The 17,949-nt window shown below is 53.3% G+C and carries 14 protein-coding genes and 1 pseudogene; 11 read left to right on the forward strand and 4 right to left on the reverse strand.

The window, feature by feature from the left end; all coding sequences use genetic code 11:
• Positions 1 to 104 precede the first annotated feature (104 nt).
• Positions 105 to 1,244 (forward strand): peptidoglycan DD-metalloendopeptidase family protein, encoded by a 1,140-nt coding sequence (locus MUN86_RS11140; RefSeq protein WP_245125360.1) that lies wholly within the window; start codon positions 105 to 107, stop codon positions 1,242 to 1,244.
• A gap of 99 nt (positions 1,245 to 1,343) precedes the next feature.
• On the forward strand, positions 1,344 to 2,063 hold the full coding sequence (bshB1, locus tag MUN86_RS11145) for a bacillithiol biosynthesis deacetylase BshB1 (protein WP_245125362.1): 720 nt from the start codon (positions 1,344 to 1,346) through the stop codon (positions 2,061 to 2,063).
• Positions 2,064 to 2,152: 89 nt separating this feature from the next.
• On the opposite strand, the gene accC is transcribed toward bshB1, so the two are convergent.
• Positions 2,153 to 3,664 carry an acetyl-CoA carboxylase biotin carboxylase subunit gene (gene accC, locus MUN86_RS11150; RefSeq protein WP_245125365.1) on the reverse strand — a complete coding sequence of 504 codons (1,512 nt, stop codon included), beginning with the start codon at positions 3,662 to 3,664 and terminating at the stop codon, positions 2,153 to 2,155.
• A gap of 266 nt (positions 3,665 to 3,930) precedes the next feature.
• Between accC and MUN86_RS11155 the strand changes: the two genes are divergently transcribed.
• Positions 3,931 to 5,181, forward strand: coding sequence for an aminotransferase class I/II-fold pyridoxal phosphate-dependent enzyme (locus MUN86_RS11155; RefSeq protein WP_245125367.1), 1,251 nt, complete (start codon positions 3,931 to 3,933; stop codon positions 5,179 to 5,181).
• Positions 5,182 to 5,421: 240 nt separating this feature from the next.
• Positions 5,422 to 5,592: pseudogene (locus MUN86_RS31755) on the forward strand (BF3379 family histone-like protein); the annotation flags it as partial.
• 199 nt (positions 5,593 to 5,791) lie between these two features.
• Here the strand turns inward: MUN86_RS31755 and tyrS are convergent.
• On the reverse strand, positions 5,792 to 7,099 hold the full coding sequence (gene tyrS / locus MUN86_RS11165) for a tyrosine--tRNA ligase (protein ID WP_245125372.1): 1,308 nt from the start codon (positions 7,097 to 7,099) through the stop codon (positions 5,792 to 5,794).
• Positions 7,100 to 7,239: 140 nt separating this feature from the next.
• Between tyrS and holA the strand changes: the two genes are divergently transcribed.
• A complete protein-coding gene (gene holA, locus MUN86_RS11170) occupies positions 7,240 to 8,379 on the forward strand; it encodes a DNA polymerase III subunit delta (RefSeq protein ID WP_311182008.1) in 1,140 nt (379 codons plus the stop codon).
• A gap of 500 nt (positions 8,380 to 8,879) precedes the next feature.
• Positions 8,880 to 9,125, forward strand: a complete 246-nt coding sequence (locus tag MUN86_RS11175; RefSeq protein ID WP_245125375.1) for a hypothetical protein — start codon at positions 8,880 to 8,882, stop codon at positions 9,123 to 9,125.
• Between the two features lie 64 nt (positions 9,126 to 9,189).
• On the opposite strand, the gene MUN86_RS11180 is transcribed toward MUN86_RS11175, so the two are convergent.
• Positions 9,190 to 9,654 (reverse strand): hypothetical protein, encoded by a 465-nt coding sequence (locus MUN86_RS11180; RefSeq protein ID WP_245125378.1) that lies wholly within the window; start codon positions 9,652 to 9,654, stop codon positions 9,190 to 9,192.
• Between the two features lie 244 nt (positions 9,655 to 9,898).
• Between MUN86_RS11180 and MUN86_RS11185 the strand changes: the two genes are divergently transcribed.
• Positions 9,899 to 10,321: a BLUF domain-containing protein gene (locus MUN86_RS11185; RefSeq protein ID WP_245125381.1), complete on the forward strand. Its 423-nt coding sequence runs from the start codon at positions 9,899 to 9,901 to the stop codon at positions 10,319 to 10,321.
• Between the two features lie 20 nt (positions 10,322 to 10,341).
• Here the strand turns inward: MUN86_RS11185 and MUN86_RS11190 are convergent, their stop codons facing one another.
• A complete protein-coding gene (locus MUN86_RS11190) occupies positions 10,342 to 10,983 on the reverse strand; it encodes an NUDIX hydrolase (protein WP_245125383.1) in 642 nt (213 codons plus the stop codon).
• Between the two features lie 131 nt (positions 10,984 to 11,114).
• Between MUN86_RS11190 and MUN86_RS11195 the strand changes: the two genes are divergently transcribed.
• The 4 genes from MUN86_RS11195 (at position 11,115) to MUN86_RS11210 (ending at position 17,948) form a co-directional block, all read left to right on the forward strand.
• Positions 11,115 to 11,384, forward strand: a complete 270-nt coding sequence (locus MUN86_RS11195) for a hypothetical protein (RefSeq protein ID WP_245125386.1) — start codon at positions 11,115 to 11,117, stop codon at positions 11,382 to 11,384.
• Positions 11,385 to 11,615: 231 nt separating this feature from the next.
• Positions 11,616 to 14,828 carry a tetratricopeptide repeat protein gene (locus MUN86_RS11200; protein WP_245125388.1) on the forward strand — a complete coding sequence of 1,071 codons (3,213 nt, stop codon included), beginning with the start codon at positions 11,616 to 11,618 and terminating at the stop codon, positions 14,826 to 14,828.
• A gap of 102 nt (positions 14,829 to 14,930) precedes the next feature.
• Positions 14,931 to 16,664, forward strand: a complete 1,734-nt coding sequence (locus tag MUN86_RS11205) for a TonB-dependent receptor (protein WP_245125391.1) — start codon at positions 14,931 to 14,933, stop codon at positions 16,662 to 16,664.
• Between the two features lie 120 nt (positions 16,665 to 16,784).
• A complete protein-coding gene (locus MUN86_RS11210; RefSeq protein WP_245125394.1) occupies positions 16,785 to 17,948 on the forward strand; it encodes an HU domain-containing protein in 1,164 nt (387 codons plus the stop codon).
• Position 17,949 lies beyond the last annotated feature (1 nt).

Here is a 17,949-nt window from a genome sequence, read left to right on the forward strand (position 1 = left end):
AATAGAGAAGTGGTGAGTGACGTTCTGTGCGCAACTAGAACTGCACACTCACCATTTCCCTGTTTTACCGACTCTCTATTTCACCATCTCATCTTTTTTTGCTCTTGCTGAATTTTTTGAAACACTGGTTGCTGCCACTGCTATTGATCGGGCTGTTTCTTGGCTTGCCCGGCCACTTGCAGGCGCAGCGTCGGCCGGTGCCCAACCCGAAAGCTAAAGCGGGTGCCCCTACCAAGCGGAGCGACTTTTTTCGCCTCAAGTCGCCTACCATCCGGTACGTACGTCCCGATACTACTATTCTAATTGAAACCGAGGAACTGCCCGACGACGCCTCCGACGCGGCAAAGTCTATCTTTTTTAACCCGGCCAAAAAGCTCTCTATTGTCAGCGAGGATACATCGTCGTTGAACGAGGGGGAGCAGCGCATCGTGGAAGTGAAAGAAGAAGTCAAAATAGATTCCTCCTGGATTCAGGTGGCCGGCTACTATGCCATTTGGGATACACACAACATCAACCCTTACCGCGTTGATGGCCGCCGCATCCGGGATACATTGAATTTAAAACTTACGGAGCCTGAAAAGCAGCGTTACGCCAAAATGCCGCTCATAAAAACGCCAATGACGTCTGATTTCGGCTTTCGCGGCTACCGTTGGCACTACGGCGTGGATCTGGACCTGGAAACTGGCGACTCCGTGAAAGCCGCTTTTGATGGCGTAGTGCGCATCAGTAAGTGGGACGGTTCTGGCTATGGCAATTACCTCTTGGTGCGTCACTACAACGGTATTGAAACGCTATATGGCCATTTGCAAAAGGCCCTTGTGGCACCGGGTACGTTCGTGAAAGCTGGCCAGCTAATCGGCTATGGTGGTAGCACTGGTCGTAGCACCGGGTCACACCTGCATTTCGAAGTCCGGTACGAAGGCAACCCCATTGATCCGGAGCGGATGTACGATTTTCCGGATTATCGGCTGATTAAAGACAATTTTCAGATCACGTCGGCGCTGTTCAACTACTACAGCAAGTCGTTGAAATACCGCGGTGGTAGTGTGCCGGGAGCTGCCTCGCGCAGTAGTAGCAGCCGGGGTCGTCCGACAGCGGCCAGGCGCGTGGTCACGCATAAGGTCCGCAGTGGCGATACGCTGTCTGAAATTGCCGATAAGTACGGGGTGTCGCAGGCCCAGCTGCGGCGTTTGAACGGGGGAACAGCCGTTCTGCGAATTGGGCGCTCGTTGCGAGTTAAATAGTAGCTTTGTGGCGGAATATGGGGATGGTTGGTTGTTCAAATACTTGTGTTATTGAACCGCCAACCATTTCCTTATTCCGCCTTTTACTAATTCGAGTACATGAAACTAGATATTTTGGCCATAGGGGCGCATCCCGACGACGTGGAAATGTCGGCTTCGGGTACGCTGGCGGCCGCCGTAGCGGCGGGTAAGAAGGTGGGCATAGTCGATCTAACGCGCGGTGAACTAGGTACGCGCGGCACTCCGGCCATTCGAGCGCAGGAAGCTGAGGCAGCTTGCCGCGTTTTAAGCTTGAGCAGTCGCGAAAACTTAGGCTTAGCCGATGGCTTTTTCCGCAACGACCGAGAGCATCAACTGCCAATTATTGCGGCCATCCGGCGCTATCAGCCCGATGTAGTGCTTTGCAACGCTATTCACGACCGGCATCCCGACCACGGCCGCGGTTCGCAACTGGTCTCGGAATCGTGCTTTCTAGCTGGCCTACGCATGATAGAAACCCTAGACCACGATGGCCAGCCTCAGGCACCTTGGCGGCCCAAGCATGTGTACCACTACATTCAGGACCGGCAGATTCCCGCCGATTTCGTGGTAGATATATCAGCGCATTGGGGTAAGAAGTGGGAGTCCATTCAGGCATATCAGACGCAGTTTTTCAACCCCAACAGCACGGAGCCAGCAACCTATTTGTCTAGCGAAGAATTCGGCAAGTTTATGGAAGCTCGGGCCCGCGAATTTGGTCACCTAATAGGTGTGGAGTTTGGAGAAGGCTTCACAAGAGAGCGAACCTTGGGAGTGCGGCAAGTGACTGATTTTATATGATCAGTTTGGCTGTACTCAACCTCAACTACAAAAAGAAAGCCCGGCTAATGCAGCCGGGCTTTCTTTTTGTAGTTGAGGTTGGCGGCTTATCACCGTACACCTAGGCGGTTGCGCTTCCAAGCTGAGCCAGTTGTTACTGCCGAAGCATCTGAGGAGGTTACTACAGCAGGCTTCTTGTCGGTCATGAGCATGGCTCCTAGCACAGCGGCTACTTTAGCGATGGTATCATCTGGCTGAGTTGGTTTGAGGGCGTCTGCAGGGAAATGGTCGCGAATGAAATTGGTGTCGAAGTTGCCGCTTACAAAGGCGGGATGTTCGAGCACATAGCGACCGAAAGCTAAGGTGGTTTCGATGCCAGTGATTTGGTACTCGGCAATGGCCCGGAGCATGCGCGCTATAGCTTCCTCACGGTCTTTGCCGAACGTGACCAGCTTGGCAATCATGGGGTCGTAGTAGATCGGAATTTCCATGCCTTGCTCGAAGCCATCGTCGACGCGGACGCCGGGGCCCTGAGGACGCACGTAGGTGGTCAGGGTTCCGATATCGGGCAGGAAGTTGTTCTGTGGATCTTCGGCGTACACACGCAACTCTAGGGCGTGGCCGGTAATAGTAAGGTCGTCTTGAGAGAAGCTCAGCGGCTCGCCCTGGGCCACTTTAATTTGCTCTTTCACCAAGTCGAGGCCCGTAATCTGCTCCGTAACGGGGTGTTCTACTTGAAGGCGGGTGTTCATTTCCAGGAAGTAGAAGTTTTTGTGCTCATCTAGCAAGAATTCTACGGTGCCGGCACCGGTGTAGTCGCAAGCACGGGCCACATCAACGGCGCACTTGCCCATGGCGGCGCGCAGTTCGGGCGTGAGCACTGAGGAAGGCGCTTCTTCAATAACTTTTTGGTGACGGCGCTGAATACTGCATTCCCGCTCAAACAGATGCACAATGTTGCCGTGCTCGTCGCCGAGTACCTGGATTTCAATATGCCGGGGGCCGGTTACAAACTTCTCTATGAACACCGAGCCATCACCAAAGGCCGAAGTCGCCTCTGATACGGCAAGCTGCATCTGCTCTTCGAACTCGGTGGCATTGTTCACGATGCGCATCCCCTTGCCACCGCCGCCAGCTGAAGCCTTAATGAGAATGGGGAAACCAACCTCTGAAGCTATGCGCTTGGCCTCTTCCACATCGCTGATGGCTTCGTCGGTGCCGGGTACTAAGGGGATATTGTAGGCCTTTACGGCCTGCTTGGCCGAGAGCTTGTCGCCCATGATGTTCATGGCCTCCGGTGAGGGACCCACGAAAATAAGCCCGGCCTCCGTGACCATGCGGGCAAACTCCGCATTCTCGCTCAAAAAACCGTAGCCTGGGTGAATCGCATCAACGCCTAGTTGCCGGCACACTTCCAGGATCTTGTCGCCGCGCAGGTAGCTTTGAGCGGAGGCGGGCGGACCTACGCACACGGCTTCATCGGCGTAGCGTACGTGCAAGGCGTTGCGGTCGGCTTCAGAATAAATAGCTACTGTTTGGATGCCCATTTCGCGGGCTGAGCGCAACACGCGCAACGCTATTTCGCCCCGGTTGGCAACGAGCAGCTTGGTGATTTTTGTCATGAGAGAGGTGGGAGAGGCAGGAAAGAAAAGGCACGTATTACGTCTTCGACTAGACGTTATGGTAAACAGAGCCGTTTATCGTTCAAAGAAACGCCTTTCCGGCGGCTCCGTAAAACGTCTAAGTTGATTAATAGAAGAGGAATACGGGTTGAAAGCCATTCTCTAGGCGGCTAGTTTTACCAGATTGCCATAACTTTGTACATTATCCGAGGGTTAAGTGCAATCTTAACTTATCGTTTTCTTTTTCACTTTTAACCTGTTCCCTCGTGGATCTTTTCGAAAAGATTGCCGCGAACCGCGGCCCCCTGGGCAGCCACTCGCATTACGCGCACGGCTATTTTACTTTTCCCAAACTGGAAGGCGAAATCAAGCCCCGCATGATTTTTCGCGGCAAGGAGGTACTTACCTGGAGCCTGAATAACTATTTAGGGTTGGCTAACCACCCGGAAGTGCGCAAAGCTGATGCCGATGGGGCTGCCGAATACGGCATGGCCCTGCCGATGGGAGCCCGCATGATGTCTGGTAACTCCAACCTGCACGAGCAGTTGGAGAGTGAGTTGGCCGACTTCGTCCAGAAGCCGGACTGCATGCTTCTCAACTTCGGTTATCAGGGCGTAGTAAGCATCATCGACGCCATGGTGAACCGCCACGACGTAATTGTGTACGATGCCGAGTCGCACGCCTGCATCATCGATGGGGTACGCCTGCACCAGGGCAAGCGGTTTGTGTACCCACATAATGACATGGCCAGCCTGGAAAAGCAACTCCAGCGGGCCAAGCGTATCACCGACGAAACTGGTGGTGGCATCCTCGTTATCACGGAGGGGGTGTTCGGTATGTCGGGCAACCAAGGCGACCTGCGCGGTGTAATCGAGCTAAAGCAGAAATACGAGTTCCGTTTGTTTGTTGACGATGCCCACGGCTTCGGTACAATGGGCGCTACAGGGGCCGGAACAGGCGAAGAACAAGGTGTGCAAGATGGCATAGACCTTTATTTTTCGACGTTTGCGAAGTCTATGGCAAGCATTGGGGCCTTCGTAGCAGGCCCTGAGAACGTAATTGAATATTTGCGCTATAATATGCGTAGCCAGATTTTCGCTAAAAGCTTGCCTATGCCGCTTGTAGTGGGCGCAATCAAGCGTTTGGAACTGCTTCGGACCCGTCCGGAGTTGAAAGACAACCTCTGGACCGTAGTACGGGCCCTACAAAGCGGTTTGCGCGAAAAGGGCTTCAATATTGGCACCACCCAGTCGCCGGTAACGCCAGTGTTACTACAGGGACAAATCCCCGACGCTACCCAAATAACCTTTGATTTACGCGAGAATTACGGTATTTTCTGTTCTATCGTAGTTTATCCGGTGGTGCCAAAGGGCGTAATTATGTTGCGCCTTATCCCAACGGCAGTCCACACGCTCGATGATGTGGCGCAGACTATCAAGGCATTCGAAATGGTGGCTGAAAAGCTCAACAAAGGTCTTTATTCCAAGGCAGAGGTGCCAGCAGGACTACAAGCGTAGCAATTGCTAAAATCATTAGAGGCCGGAATTCCACAAGAGTTCCGGCCTCCTTTTATTGTATTATAGTGATATGGTGAGAGGTAGGGGCGAAGTTGAAATACAACTAACAAGCGTAAAAATGTGCCTCTCAAGCAGCCTAGGCCCTTTTGAAAAAAAAGTTGAGCTGTTGCTTGTATTTGAAATCCCTGTATATTAGGCCCCAACAAACCCATTGTTTCATTCCTCTCAACCCCATCAAACATGAGCAATTTTAGCCAACTCAAGGACCTCGTACTGGGCCTGGAAAGCGACTTCGAGAAGTTCTACGACAAGAAAAACTCTGCCGCTGGTACGCGCGTTCGGAAGGGCATGCAGGAACTAAAGAACCTAGCGCAGAGCATCCGTACGGAAGTACAGAACGCCAAGAACAGCGCCGCCGCTCCGGCCGCTGATGCTAAGGCTGCTCCTGCTGCTAAGAAGGCTGCTGCTCCCGCTGCTGCCAAAAAAGCCGCTCCAGCAAAAAAGAAGTAGTTTAAGCTAAACAAATGCTGCGTTTTGCGTGGCGTTTGTAATGCAAAAGGCCCTGCCGAATACCGGCAGGGCCTTTTTTATGGCAGTTGCTGCTGTCGAGCTATACTAGCTTAATTAGGAAGTAATTCTTTTTCCCCTTCTGAGCGACATAATACTTGTCGTGCAGCAGCGGAATATCGGAAGCCAATTGGTCAACTGTGACCTTGACGCGGTTCAAGCTCACGCCGCCACCTTGTATCATTTTCTTCGCTTCGCCTTTTGAAGCGAAAACAACGGAAGTAGTGGCTTCGCTCAGCAACGTCACCACATTCAGTTCTTCAAGTGAGGCACGCGGAACTTCCACTTGGGGCACACCAGCAAATACGTCGAGCAAGGTCTGTTCGTCAAGGGTGCTTAATTCTCCGCCACCAAACAGGACTTGCGAAGCCGCCAGTGCCGCCTCGTATGCCTCTTCGGAGTGCACCCGAATGGTCACATCTTTAGCGAGTGCCTTTTGGAGCGTCCGTAGATGAGGTGCTTGTGCATGTTCCGCTTCTAAAGCCTCAATCTCTTCCTGCGGGAGCAAGGTAAATACTCGGATGAGGCGCGGAACGTCGGCGTCGCTTGCATTAAGGAAAAACTGGTAGAACTGGTAAGGCGAGGTCATCGTGGGGTCGAGCCACACGTTGCCACCTTCTGTCTTACCAAATTTCGAGCCGTCGGCCTTTGTGATGAGCGGTGTGGTAAGGGCATAGGCACGCGCTTCACTGCCCGCCAAGCGTCGAATTAGTTCGGTGCCGGTCGTGATGTTGCCCCACTGGTCGGAGCCGCCCATTTGCAAGGTGCAATTGAGCGTGCGGTAGAGGTGGAGGAAGTCGTAGCCTTGGAGTAGCTGGTAGCTAAATTCGGTGAACGAAAGGCCGTCGGCACGCTGGTCGGTGCTATCGGTATCCGTGCCTAAGCGCCGCTTCACCGAATCTTTGGCCATCATATAGTTTACGGTGAGGTGCTTGCCTACCTCGCGTAGAAACTGCAAAAAGCCAAACTCCTTGAACCAGTCGTAATTATTGACCACTACCGCCGCTGTAGGGCCCGGCGTGAAATCCAGAAACTTTTCTAGCTGCGCCTTAATGCCTTCTTGATTGCGCCGTAGCGTGTCTTCGTCCAGTAGATTCCGCTCGGCGGACTTGCCCGTTGGGTCGCCAATCATGCCGGTAGCACCACCCACCAGGGCCACTGGCCGATGCCCGGCCCGTTGTAAGTGCACTAGCAACATAATAGTAGCTAAGCTGCCAATATGCAACGACACACCGGTGGGGTCAAAGCCGATATAGCCGGAAACAGGCTGTTGGGCAGTTAAATGTTCAGCGGTGCCGGGCATGGCATCGTGGAGCATACCACGCCAGCGGAGTTCGGAGAGTAAATCCAACGTCAGTTCGAGATTAAGGTAGTAGAACTAAGATGAAAGAAATGGGTAGGGGACGCTAAGCAGTTTAAGGCTGCTTGCCATTGCTACCCAATTCTTGTTAAGCAAGCCGCAAAGGTAAGAGGCAGGCCGTACCTTTGCAGTTGAAGAATTACCAGCAGCGCTCGGTCTACTTCTTAATTGCTTCATCTTACTTCCTGATTCAATTGACTCTTTCCGCCGACGAGGTTCTCAAGCAACTCCAGCAGCGGCAGTTTGCGCCCGTGTATTTCCTGCAAGGAGAGGAGCCCTATTATATTGACCTAGTAGCCGATACGCTGGAAAAAAGCGTGTTGCAGGAGCACGAGAAAGGATTCAACCAAGTGGTGCTTTACGGCAAGGATGCTGATGTAGCCACCATTTTGGGGCAAGCTAAACGCTTCCCGATGATGGCTGAGCGGTCGGTGGTGCTAGTGAAAGAGGCGCAGGCTATAATCGATTTAGAGGCCGAAAAGTCGTGGCCATTTCTGGAAGCCTATCTGAAAAACCCGTTGCAAAGCACGGTGCTGGTGTTTTGCTATAAGCACAAGTCGCTGGACGCGCGTAAGAAACTAGGAAAGTTGCTTACCGGCGACAAAAAAGAACCTAGTCCGCCCGGCACGGTACTCATGACCAGCAAAAAGCTCTACGACAACCAAGTGGCGGGTTGGCTCATGGGGTACGTACGTAGCAAACAGCGCAACATCACGCCACAGGCTACGGCTATGCTCTCCGAGTATATAGGGGCGGAGCTTGGACGCCTTACCAACGAGGTCGATAAGATGCTGCTCAACCTAGCGCCCAACCAGCCCATCGACGAGGACTTGGTGCAGCGCATGGTGGGCATTAGCAAGGAGTACAACATCTTCGAGTTGCAAAGCGCCCTTATTCGCCGCGACGTGCTGAAGGCCAACCGCATCTTGCTGTACTTCGAGGCAAACCCGAAGGCTAATCCGCTTATTCCGAATTTGACGCTGCTCTTCAACTACTTCTCCCGGTTGCTAGCGTTGCATCAGCTACCCAACCCCACTGAAGCCGATTGGAACCGCCTAAACCTGCGTAGCGCCTTTGCCCGCAAAGATTACCAGACGGGTCTCAAAGTGTTTCCCTTTGAGCGGACCCGTGCTATTGTGCACCTTATCCGTCGCGCTGATGCGCAAAGCAAGGGTATCGACAGCGGCTCGATGACGGATGGAGAAATACTTCGGGAACTTGTGTGGCTGATATTGCATCCTGTGCCACTGCAAGCAGTAATAGGAGGATAAAGTGACTTGCAAATGAAGTGTTTGATAAACAACCTGTTAATGCTAGATGAGATTAGGCTACAAAGACCATGCGTAATTGAAGCCTATAAAATATCCGATTTATACTAGTCACAGCGAAGATGAATATTGCCTTTTTATAGGCTTTCTAGGCATTTATGTTTGTGATGCCAAACTATAGCATCTACTGTTATGCAATTACTACAGCCTATCTCTAAGCTTGCACCAGTTGCAACCCAAGCATCATCGCTGCCACTTGTAGCGCTGGCCCTATTGCTTACCAAGACTGGTGTTTCTGCTGTAGCTAGTTCGCAAGTGCCCCGATTGGGATTGGCAGCATAGTTCTCTGCTTATACTATACGCTTCCGTTGAAGTAATACAACTTCAGCTAGCTGCTGCATACAGCATCTAGACACGCTTGCGCAGTAGCTATTAAGCGAAGTCGGTTGTTAGCAATGAACCATCTGGTATGTTTATTGCAAAAGCCTCGGTAAAACCATACGATGACCGAGACTGAAGTAGCATTCCGTGCCGCCTTGCACGAGGAAAAGTTCTCCACTGCTGCCGTTTTACTTTCGCAGCTAGTAGAAGCGCATTATGAGCAGAGCAATCATTTGACGCCTGTCCAGATATTGCGCTTGCAGATGGGCTGTCAACAACTATTGGTACAGCGTCCTGAAGTAGGGGCCGCCGCCTTGATTCAAGCTGCTTATAGCTACCTGCCCCCAAACTCGCCAAGAAGCATCTAGTCCACCTGTGCCGCACAGAACTCATTGACTGATGAGGTTAATTTTCGTGCTGCTTTACTAGGTACTACGATTTTTCTTTCTTAGGAAGCTTTTCCCGCTCTTGCGGTATTGGTGCTTGTTCTGGAGTTTTGGACGCCAAAAGCCACGTTATGGCTTCGGTCTCATGTTCGAAGTATTGGTAAACAGGTAAATGCATCCGTCGGCTGTATTCTTTACCGATGGCAGTTGTATCTAGCCTAGTAAACATGTCGCGGGAGAGGATAATGGCTCCGTAGTAATAGCCTGCATGCACGGCGCGCGGAAGCCAGTCTATCGATACCCATGCCGATATAGCGACGCTGAGGGTGCCCCGGCCGTTTTGGTGAAATAGTATCTTTCGCCATTGCCGGTGCTGTAAGGCTAACAGCACCTCTTCCAACAGTGCTTTAATGCTCTCATCGGATGGATAAGCATCTTGCCAGTCAAGACGGAGGTAATTACCTGCTTTGTTTTCGCTTAAACTGCCTGCTGCATTCTCAAAAATAATCATCCGTCAGGGTTGGTTTGCCTTCTTGTTTGGCAACTGCTAATTGAGCTCTAGGGTTGGTATATCCCTTATAAAACCAATATTTTATCTTTAAAACCTATATCGACGTATAGAAGAAAACTTAAGTAATAGATTGTTTGCTTGAACGAGTGCGCGCTTTGCACGGCGGAACTCCTCAGTTGTAGTTCAGGTTTATAGCTGACTTAGACAGTTCGACAAACAAGTAGTTGTTTAGTTTCTTCTTGGTATGCATCATCTTATCTATAGCAGCACTGCCGCTTATCCGCTTTCCGATACCGAATTGCAGGATTTACTTGCCAAAGCTAGGTCGCGCAACGAACAGTATGGTGTTACGGGAGTGCTGCTTTACCATGAAGGACAATTCATGCAGTTACTGGAAGGAGAAGCGGAAGCTGTGCACGCACTTTACAGTAAAATTGAACAAGACACGCGCCATACAGGCATTTTTAAGTTAGCCGACAAACCGATAAGCGCACGAAGCTTTGCTGAATGGGCTATGGCATTCCAGCCGGTTGAGGCTGATGCATTTGCTGAGATTGAGGGGTATCAACCGCCCGCCAGCTTGGATTCGGCGCCACAAGGCCTGAGTGCGGCCGATGTGATGTTGTTGAAGCTGATGCATCGATTTATGCTGCCACCAGAAGAGTAAAGAAACGCGCCAGCTTCCCTTTAGTCACATAAAGTCGGTAGTTCGGGCTGGCGAGCAAACTGAAACAGCGTAGCGAGCTGCGAAGCCGTTACCCGGTCCACGGATAAAGACAAGTCAGCTATTTCCTCTTCCCGAAACCAGCGTCCGCCCGCAGTTTCGGGAGTATCGGAGAGAAGTGACCCTCCTGTGATTTCGCAGAGCACAAACGCCTTGTACACGTACCAAGGCTGAGGCGGGTGCGGGTGGTTCTTTTTGTCGAACAGAGCCAGCAGCCGGCGAGCCTGCACGTGGTAGCCAGTTTCTTCGTGAGCTTCCTTTACGGCTACCTCAAAGGGTGTGTAGCCCACGTCGGCCCAGCCACCCGGCAACGACCAGTTGTTGGCATCCACTTTTTCTTGCACCAACAAGATTTCTTCGGTGCCCCGAAACAAAATGGCCCGCACATCTACTTTGGGCGTCTGGTAGCCAGTTTCGGAAGCAAACAGTCGCGTGATCTTCTCTAGTGGTTCGTCGTCGGCAGATAACTCTTGCAGGAGCTGTACGCTAATAGCACGAATTTCTTCGTATCGCTCGACATCATAAGCATTTTGCGTGTAGGCGAGCCCTGCTTGCGCTAGAGCTTGCAGGCGTTGAGCATGATGGAGAAGGGTAGTGGCAGTCATGAGCTAGCTAATTTAGAAGCAAGGCTGTAAGTTAGAAGCTGACAGGTTTGACAGGGGTAATTTCTATCTTGGCAACGTAGAGGGAAGCGCGTTGTTCCTAATTCATCCATCGAAAGCCTACTATTTACTACATGCAACTCCTCGACATCATCGCTATATCGCCGCAAGAAACGTTTCTCGTAGGTCACCTCGAAGGCCCTGTAAAACCTGGCCCGTGGGAATTGCAGGTAAACGGCGAAACCGTGGCTACGCTGGACGTAACGGGTGAAGCACAAATCGAGGCTGGTCGCAAAGGTAAGTTGGCGCCACCGCGCGTGCTGGTGTGCCGCGGGCCAGTAGACAAGAGCCACGTAGATTTTACCCGCGACGAAGTGACGTTAGCGCGCAAAGAGAAAGAGTAGGAGCGTTGCTTTCACTTGCTGCCTGCTATCCGCACCTCAGCAGCCGATAAGCAGCGCAAGCATGCCGTGCAAATAATCAACCAATTCACTGTGGAGCTACACTAGTTTACACCAAACCGACCTATTATGGCGTTACGCTAGCGAAAAGGCCCTTCTGGCGGCAACCCGGCCGAACTTTTCGCTACTTTTGGCTATTCCGGCCCAACAGGCCGCTTCCCGTAACGCCGAGCAATGAAGTTTATACCCCGGATTGCGCTGGCCGCCACCCTCAGCGCCACTGCCCCGCTAGCCGCCCAGGCTCAGCAAACTCAGGTGTTCGCCAACGACGAGCGCCACTTTCAAGAAGGCCTCGAACTCTTCGACCGGGGCAAGTACGGTGCCGCTCAGCAGGCTTTCCAGCGCTACACCGAGCTTACCCAGCGCCGCACCGGCGAACTAGCCGTTGGCCGTACCATCGACGCGGAATACTACTACGCCGTGGCTGGCCTCTACTTGTTTCATCCCGATGCCGAAGACCGGATTCTTGCCTTTGCAGCGCAGAATCCGGCTCACCCTAAGGCCGCAGTGGCTTTTTTCGAATTAGGGAAATTCTACTTCGACAAAAAAGATTACGCCAAAGCCACCGATTATTTGCAACGAGTGGGGGCCGACAACCTCTCGGGTGAGCAGCGTGCCGAAGCCGAGTTCAAGCTCGGCTACAGTTATTTTGCCCAAAAAGAGTTCGACAAGGCCAAGCTGCAGTTCGACCGCAACAAGCAAGGGCAGCACGAGTTCCGCTACGCTAGTTCCTACTACGCCGGTTATCTAGCTTACCGTGCCGGCGACTTCGCGGGCGCCCGCAAGGATTTGGCCGTAGCCGAGCAAAATGATGCCTACCGCCCCGTAGTACCGGCCGTCATGAGCCAGATTTACTACAAGGAAGGCGACTTCGACGGTTTGATTGATTACGGTAGCAAAGCGCTAGCGCAGACTCCGCCCCCACAAAGCGCCGATGAAATTCAGCTGCTAGTAGGCGACGCCTATTACCAGAAGAAGGATTTCAAAACGGCCGCCACGTATTTCAATAAGTATGCAGCTGGCCGCAAAAAGATAGAGCCCGCAGTTCAATACAAAATCGGGTACGCCAACTACAAGCAGGGCGACTTCAAAGGTGCTATTGGGAGCCTGAAGACCGTAGCGGCTCGCCGTGATTCGCTCGGGCAAAATGCGGCCTACCACTTGGGGTTGAGCTATCTGCAAACCAACCAGAAGCAGCTCGCCTCGAACTCGTTTGATGCAGCCCGCAAGCTCGGCTACGACCGTACCATCAGTGAAAACGCTGCGCTCAAGTACGCGCAGATTCAATTTGAGCTTGGCAATACGCCGGAAGTAATTGCGGCCCTGAAAGACTTCAACAAGAAATTTCCCCGCTCGAAAAACCAAGCGGTTGCCGATGACATTCTTAGCGAGAGTTTCCTGAACTCGTCGGACTACGCGCAGGCCCTCAATTACCTCGACAACCTCGACGACCGAAGCTCCAAGCTAAACGCGACCTACCAGCGCGTAGCGTACTTGCAAGCCGCTACGCTCTACAACAACGCCCGCTACTCCGATGCGCTGCCGCTGCTCGACAAGAGCCTGAAGTACCCCGAGGATGACGCGCTGCGCGCCGCTGCTCAGGTGTTGAAAGGCGAAATCTACAGCGTTGGGCAGCAGTACCAGCCTGCTATTACGGCCTACACTGCGGCGGCCCGCGCGGCGCGGCAGGGTGGCGTAAGTGCCAGTGAAAAAGACTTCGAGCAGAAAGCACGCTACGGCCTCGGCTACGCTTACTACAACACGCAGCAGTACGACCGGGCCCGGCCACAGTTCCAAGCCTGGCTCAACGACCCCGTAGCCAAGCCCACCGACCCCAACTACTATGACGTGTCGCTGCGTCTAGCCGACACCTATTATGTAGCCAAAAACTACCAGCAGGCCCTCGAACTCTACAACAAAGTAATTGCGGCCAACGCCTCCGATAAAGATTACGCCTACTATCAAAAGAGCGTGACGCTCGGGCTGATGGGCCGCCGCGACGAGGCCGCCAGCACCCTGAGCACCTTGCTGAAGACCACGCCCAACTCGCGCTACGCCGACGACGCCGTGTATCAGCAAGCCCAGCTCGACTACGAGGCCGGTAACTTCCAGCAAGCCGCCGATGGGTTCAGCAAGCTAATTGCCAACCGCCCGAACTCTACCCTGATTCCGCAGGCGCTGCAAAAGCGGGGCGTAGCTTACGCCAACTTGGAGCAGCACGAAAAAGCCGTGGTGGATTTCAAGCAAGTGCTAAGTGCTTACCCCCGCACCAAGGCTGCTAGTAGTGCTATCTACAACTTGCAAGAGAGCTTGTCGGCCCTAGGACGCACCGAAGAGTTCGACCAGTATTTGGCCCAGTTTAAGCAGCAGAATCCGGATAACAAGGCCACGGAAAGCGTAGAATTTGAAGCAGCTAAATCTTTGTATCTCGCTGAGAAATATGCACAAGCAATTCCTCGGCTAGAGTCTTACTTGAAGCAGTATCCCGACAATACGCTAGCGGCAGATGGGCGCTACTTTCTAGCTGATGCGCTGCTGAAAACCGGTAAGAAAACCGAGGCGCTGCCCAAGTTGAAAGCAGTAGTGGAAGAAGGCAAATCGGAGTTTGTGAACCGGGCCGTGGGCCGGGTGGCCGAACTCGAATTTGAAAACAAGAACTACCCCGAAGCCATCAAGTATTATAGCCGCCTGCGCGAAGTGTCCCAGAACAAGCGCGAAGTAGCTAACGCAGGCTTGGGGTTAATGAAGAGCTACTACGAGAGTGCCGACTACGAAGGCACCCGCCGGGTGGCCGCGGAACTGCAAACGCAGGCTGCCTCGCCGGCCGCTACCAATGCTGCGCTGCTCTACTTAGGCAAAGCCAGCCTCAAAGCCGGCAACCTCGACCAAGCCATAACCGAACTCAACACCGCGGCTACCACGGCCGCAGCCGACGAGAACGGAGCGGAGGCGCTCTACCTCGTGGCCGATGTTTTGTACCAGCAGAAGAAGTACCCTGAGGCGCTAGATGCTGCTTACAAAACTAACGCCTCCAATTATGAGCTATGGCAAGGCCGTGGCTTCTTACTAATTGCCGATGTCTACGCGGCACAAGGCGAAACCTTCCAAGCCCGCGCCACGCTCAATTCCATCATCGACAATAAATTTCCTCTGGCCGAAATCATTGAAGGTGCCAAGCAACGCTTAGCCGCCTTGCCAACCGAAACCCCGGCCGCCGGTGGCACCAAGGCACCAGCCAAGGCTACCCCAGCCAAGCCCGGCACCACCAAAACTACGCCCGCTACCAAAGGCAAAGCCGCTAGTCGTAGCTCCCTGGTGCCATCCACCGAAATGCCCACCGACACCACGACCAACCGGACCGATGGACCAGTTGGTCAAGAGGAATAGAAGTGTGAGCCTTAAATTTTTAAAGGAAATAAATAGCTGAATACTAAATGCTTGCTGTAGTTTGTTTGAACTGCTGCCTGCATTGAATTTAAATTTCCAACTATGACGTTTACCCCGTCGAAACTGCTGGCGCTAGCTGGCCTGTTGACCACTGTCCCGGTGGTGGTGCAGGCGCAAACTACGCGCCCTACTAACCGCGGCAAGATTGAAGAAGCTGAAATCGAGATTGTAAAGGAACGGGTGAATCAGCTGCCCGAGGCCACGCGTAATTTCGAGAAAATTAAAGTGGAGGCACCCGCCAAAACCGGTGCCAAGGTGAACTACACCTACCCGGATTTTCGGTTGCCCGCCGACCTACTCAACCCCTCGGTGCGGGTGCTAACCATCCGGCAGGAGGAACCGACTCTGCAAACCGGTAATTATGTGAAGGCAGGAGTTGGCAACTACGCCACCTTCCTCGGCCGCTTGCATCTGCACAACACTCGCAGCAACTCGGCTTCGTACGGTCTCGACCTGAACCACCTGGCCTCGGCTCGCGGCCCAGTCGATAAAGACAATTCCAGCCAAAGCCGTACTAACCTCGACTTTCACGGGGAAACCTACAGCGGCACTACGGCGCTTGGGGGAAAACTTGAGATAGGACGCGAACGGTATAATTTCTACGGCTACAACCGCAACGTAACCGTATTGCCCGAAGCCGATAACATCAAACAAACGTTCACTCGGGTCGGTGCAAAAGTATACGCTCGCAACCGCGCCACCGACGCTCAATTTCAGTATGATCTGGGAGTAGGCTACCGTCACTGGAACGACCGGTTCAAGGCCAAGGAAAACAACATCTATGCGGAGTTGCGCTCTGCCTACGTGCTCGGCGAAACCAGCCGCGTGACCGTCAATGGCGACTTTTCTTATATCTCATTCGAGGATTCTCTGAAGTACAGCCGGCCTTACTTCCAAATTACGCCAGCTTTCGAAGCCAACCTGAATCGGCTGGTTGTATCGGTAGGTGCTACGCTCGGCTACACCGGGGATACCATCCGGCAGGCCCAGCAGCTCAACGTTTATCCGGCGATTCGACTGGCTTACACCGTCACGGAAGACAAGTTTGTGGCCTTTGCGGGCTTGGGAGGCGCCATACAGCGCGTAACGATGTACGACCTAACCACCGAGAACCCCTGGCTGGCGCCCAACCAGCGCGTATCCGATACTCGCCGGGGCCCCACGTTGTACGTCGGCTTCAATGCCACGCCAGCTCGCTCCCTAGAAGTGAATGCCCGCGTAACGCTGAGCAACGACCGGACCTTATACTTCTATGAGAATGCGGGTTATATACAGCCAGGCGTAGTTGGTGGCCTATATCGGGGTGATTCCACCAAATTCAACCTGGTATACGACAAGAAAGCTACCCAACTCTTCAACGTCCACGGCGAGATTATTTACAACGCTGTCGAAAAAACTCGTGTGGGCTTGAAGTTTGATTACAACGGCTACAATGTCAAAACGCTGGCCCAGCCGTATCATCGGCCCGCCTTTCAGACGGTGCTGTTTGCCACGCATAATTTGTACGACAAGTTGCTGCTAGGGGCAGAGTTGTACACTTACAGTTCAAGCTACGGGACTGGTTATGATTACCAGTCATCTGCGGTAGGCTACCGCAAAGTGGCGCGTCCTACCGATTCCGTAGTGGACCTTAACCTGCGCGCTGATTACCGGATTATGGAAAAACTATCCATCTTTGCTATGGGTAACAACCTGATTGGCGGTCAGTATGAACGGTTCTTGAACTATCCGGTGAAAGGAGCTAACGTGCTGCTCGGCGCGACATACGACTTCTAAAATTAGTACACTGCGGACAGTGCCTGTTGCATACATGAACAAACGGTAACCCGATTTCATCTATCTAGGCCCAAGCACTATCAACTGTGTGTTAAGACCATTAACCTAACCTTCGACACCTTGCCGCTATCCACTCATATCCGCACCCTGCTCCGGGACCATGACTGTGTCATTATACCTGATTTTGGCGGCCTGATTGCCGACTACGCACCCGCCCGAATTCATCCGGTGCGGCATACCCTAGCTCCGCCAGCTAAGCGTGTGGCTTTCAATCAGTCCCTGACCCGCAACGATGGCTTGCTGGTGGATGCATTGAGTGTGAAACTGAACTTAAGCACGGTCCAAGCGCGTCAAATGGTACGCGAAGCCGTGGCTCGAATGCAGCAGGAATTGGAAACCAACCAGCGCACCGAATTGCCCGGGATTGGCGTGTTTCGCCGGTCGGTAGGTCGGGGGCTTGAGTTTGAGTACATCGGCACCGACAATTTACTTAATGCCAGCTTTGGGTTGCCTGAACTGGTAGCTCGTCCGGTGCGCGCAACCGACGCCATACACTCACGCGAGCGGCAACCGGCTTTGCCGCAACTGTCGGTAGGCCGTTCGGTGCGTGTGACTCGTTTGCTTCAGGGGGCGCTGGCATTTGTAATGGTTGGATTGGTGTTCTCGGCCAACTATATGTTTGCTGACCAACAGGGATATCTGCCCGACGCCCTGCGGATAGAAGAACAGAAAGCAGCAAAGCAGGTGCGGTCGTCGCAGCCCGTAGCGCAAGTAGCGCCTGCCGTTAGCCAGCAACAAGCCGCCCTTGCCACCGCCGACAACTTTGCAACTGCCCAGCCGGTAAAGGAGCCCGCTACGAAACCAGCTGTGGCAGCGAAGGCTAAGCCAGTAGTAGCACCTAAAACCGCTACACCTGCTGTTGCCACAAGTGGGTGGCAAAAGGCAAAGCCGGCAAAAGCTGCCGCCAAGCCTGCTACCAAGGCTCCTGGTTGGGAAAAAGCTGCCGCTGCCAATGCAACGGCAAGCACTACTGCCACAACTGTAAAAAGCCGTACGGGCCGCTACTACGTTATTGCCGGATCATATACAACTATGGTCAACGCCGAGAAAGGCCGCCAAGCCCTGGTACGGTTAGGCCACGCCGCCCGCGTTATCACGCCGCCCGCTGGCAGCCGCCAGTACAAGCTTTCTGTCGCCGACTTTCCTGACCGCACCTCTGCTGATCGCCAAGCCTCTATTCTGCGCAAGCGGATGGGTAATACTCTTTGGGTTCTTAATTACTAGC

The organism is Hymenobacter volaticus (assembly GCF_022921055.1).
Lineage (GTDB): Bacteria > Bacteroidota > Bacteroidia > Cytophagales > Hymenobacteraceae > Hymenobacter > Hymenobacter volaticus.

Coding starts and splice junctions, on each gene's coding strand:
- MUN86_RS11195 (WP_245125386.1), top strand. CDS start 11,115: ATGCAACTCCTCGACATCATCGCTATATCGCCGCAAGAAACGTTTCTC.
- MUN86_RS11175 (WP_245125375.1), top strand. CDS start 8,880: ATGACCGAGACTGAAGTAGCATTCCGTGCCGCCTTGCACGAGGAAAAG.
- MUN86_RS11200 (WP_245125388.1), top strand. CDS start 11,616: ATGAAGTTTATACCCCGGATTGCGCTGGCCGCCACCCTCAGCGCCACT.
- MUN86_RS11180 (WP_245125378.1), bottom strand. CDS start 9,654: ATGATTATTTTTGAGAATGCAGCAGGCAGTTTAAGCGAAAACAAAGCA.
- accC (WP_245125365.1), bottom strand. CDS start 3,664: ATGACAAAAATCACCAAGCTGCTCGTTGCCAACCGGGGCGAAATAGCG.
- MUN86_RS11190 (WP_245125383.1), bottom strand. CDS start 10,983: ATGACTGCCACTACCCTTCTCCATCATGCTCAACGCCTGCAAGCTCTA.
- MUN86_RS11205 (WP_245125391.1), top strand. CDS start 14,931: ATGACGTTTACCCCGTCGAAACTGCTGGCGCTAGCTGGCCTGTTGACC.
- MUN86_RS11185 (WP_245125381.1), top strand. CDS start 9,899: ATGCATCATCTTATCTATAGCAGCACTGCCGCTTATCCGCTTTCCGAT.
- bshB1 (WP_245125362.1), top strand. CDS start 1,344: ATGAAACTAGATATTTTGGCCATAGGGGCGCATCCCGACGACGTGGAA.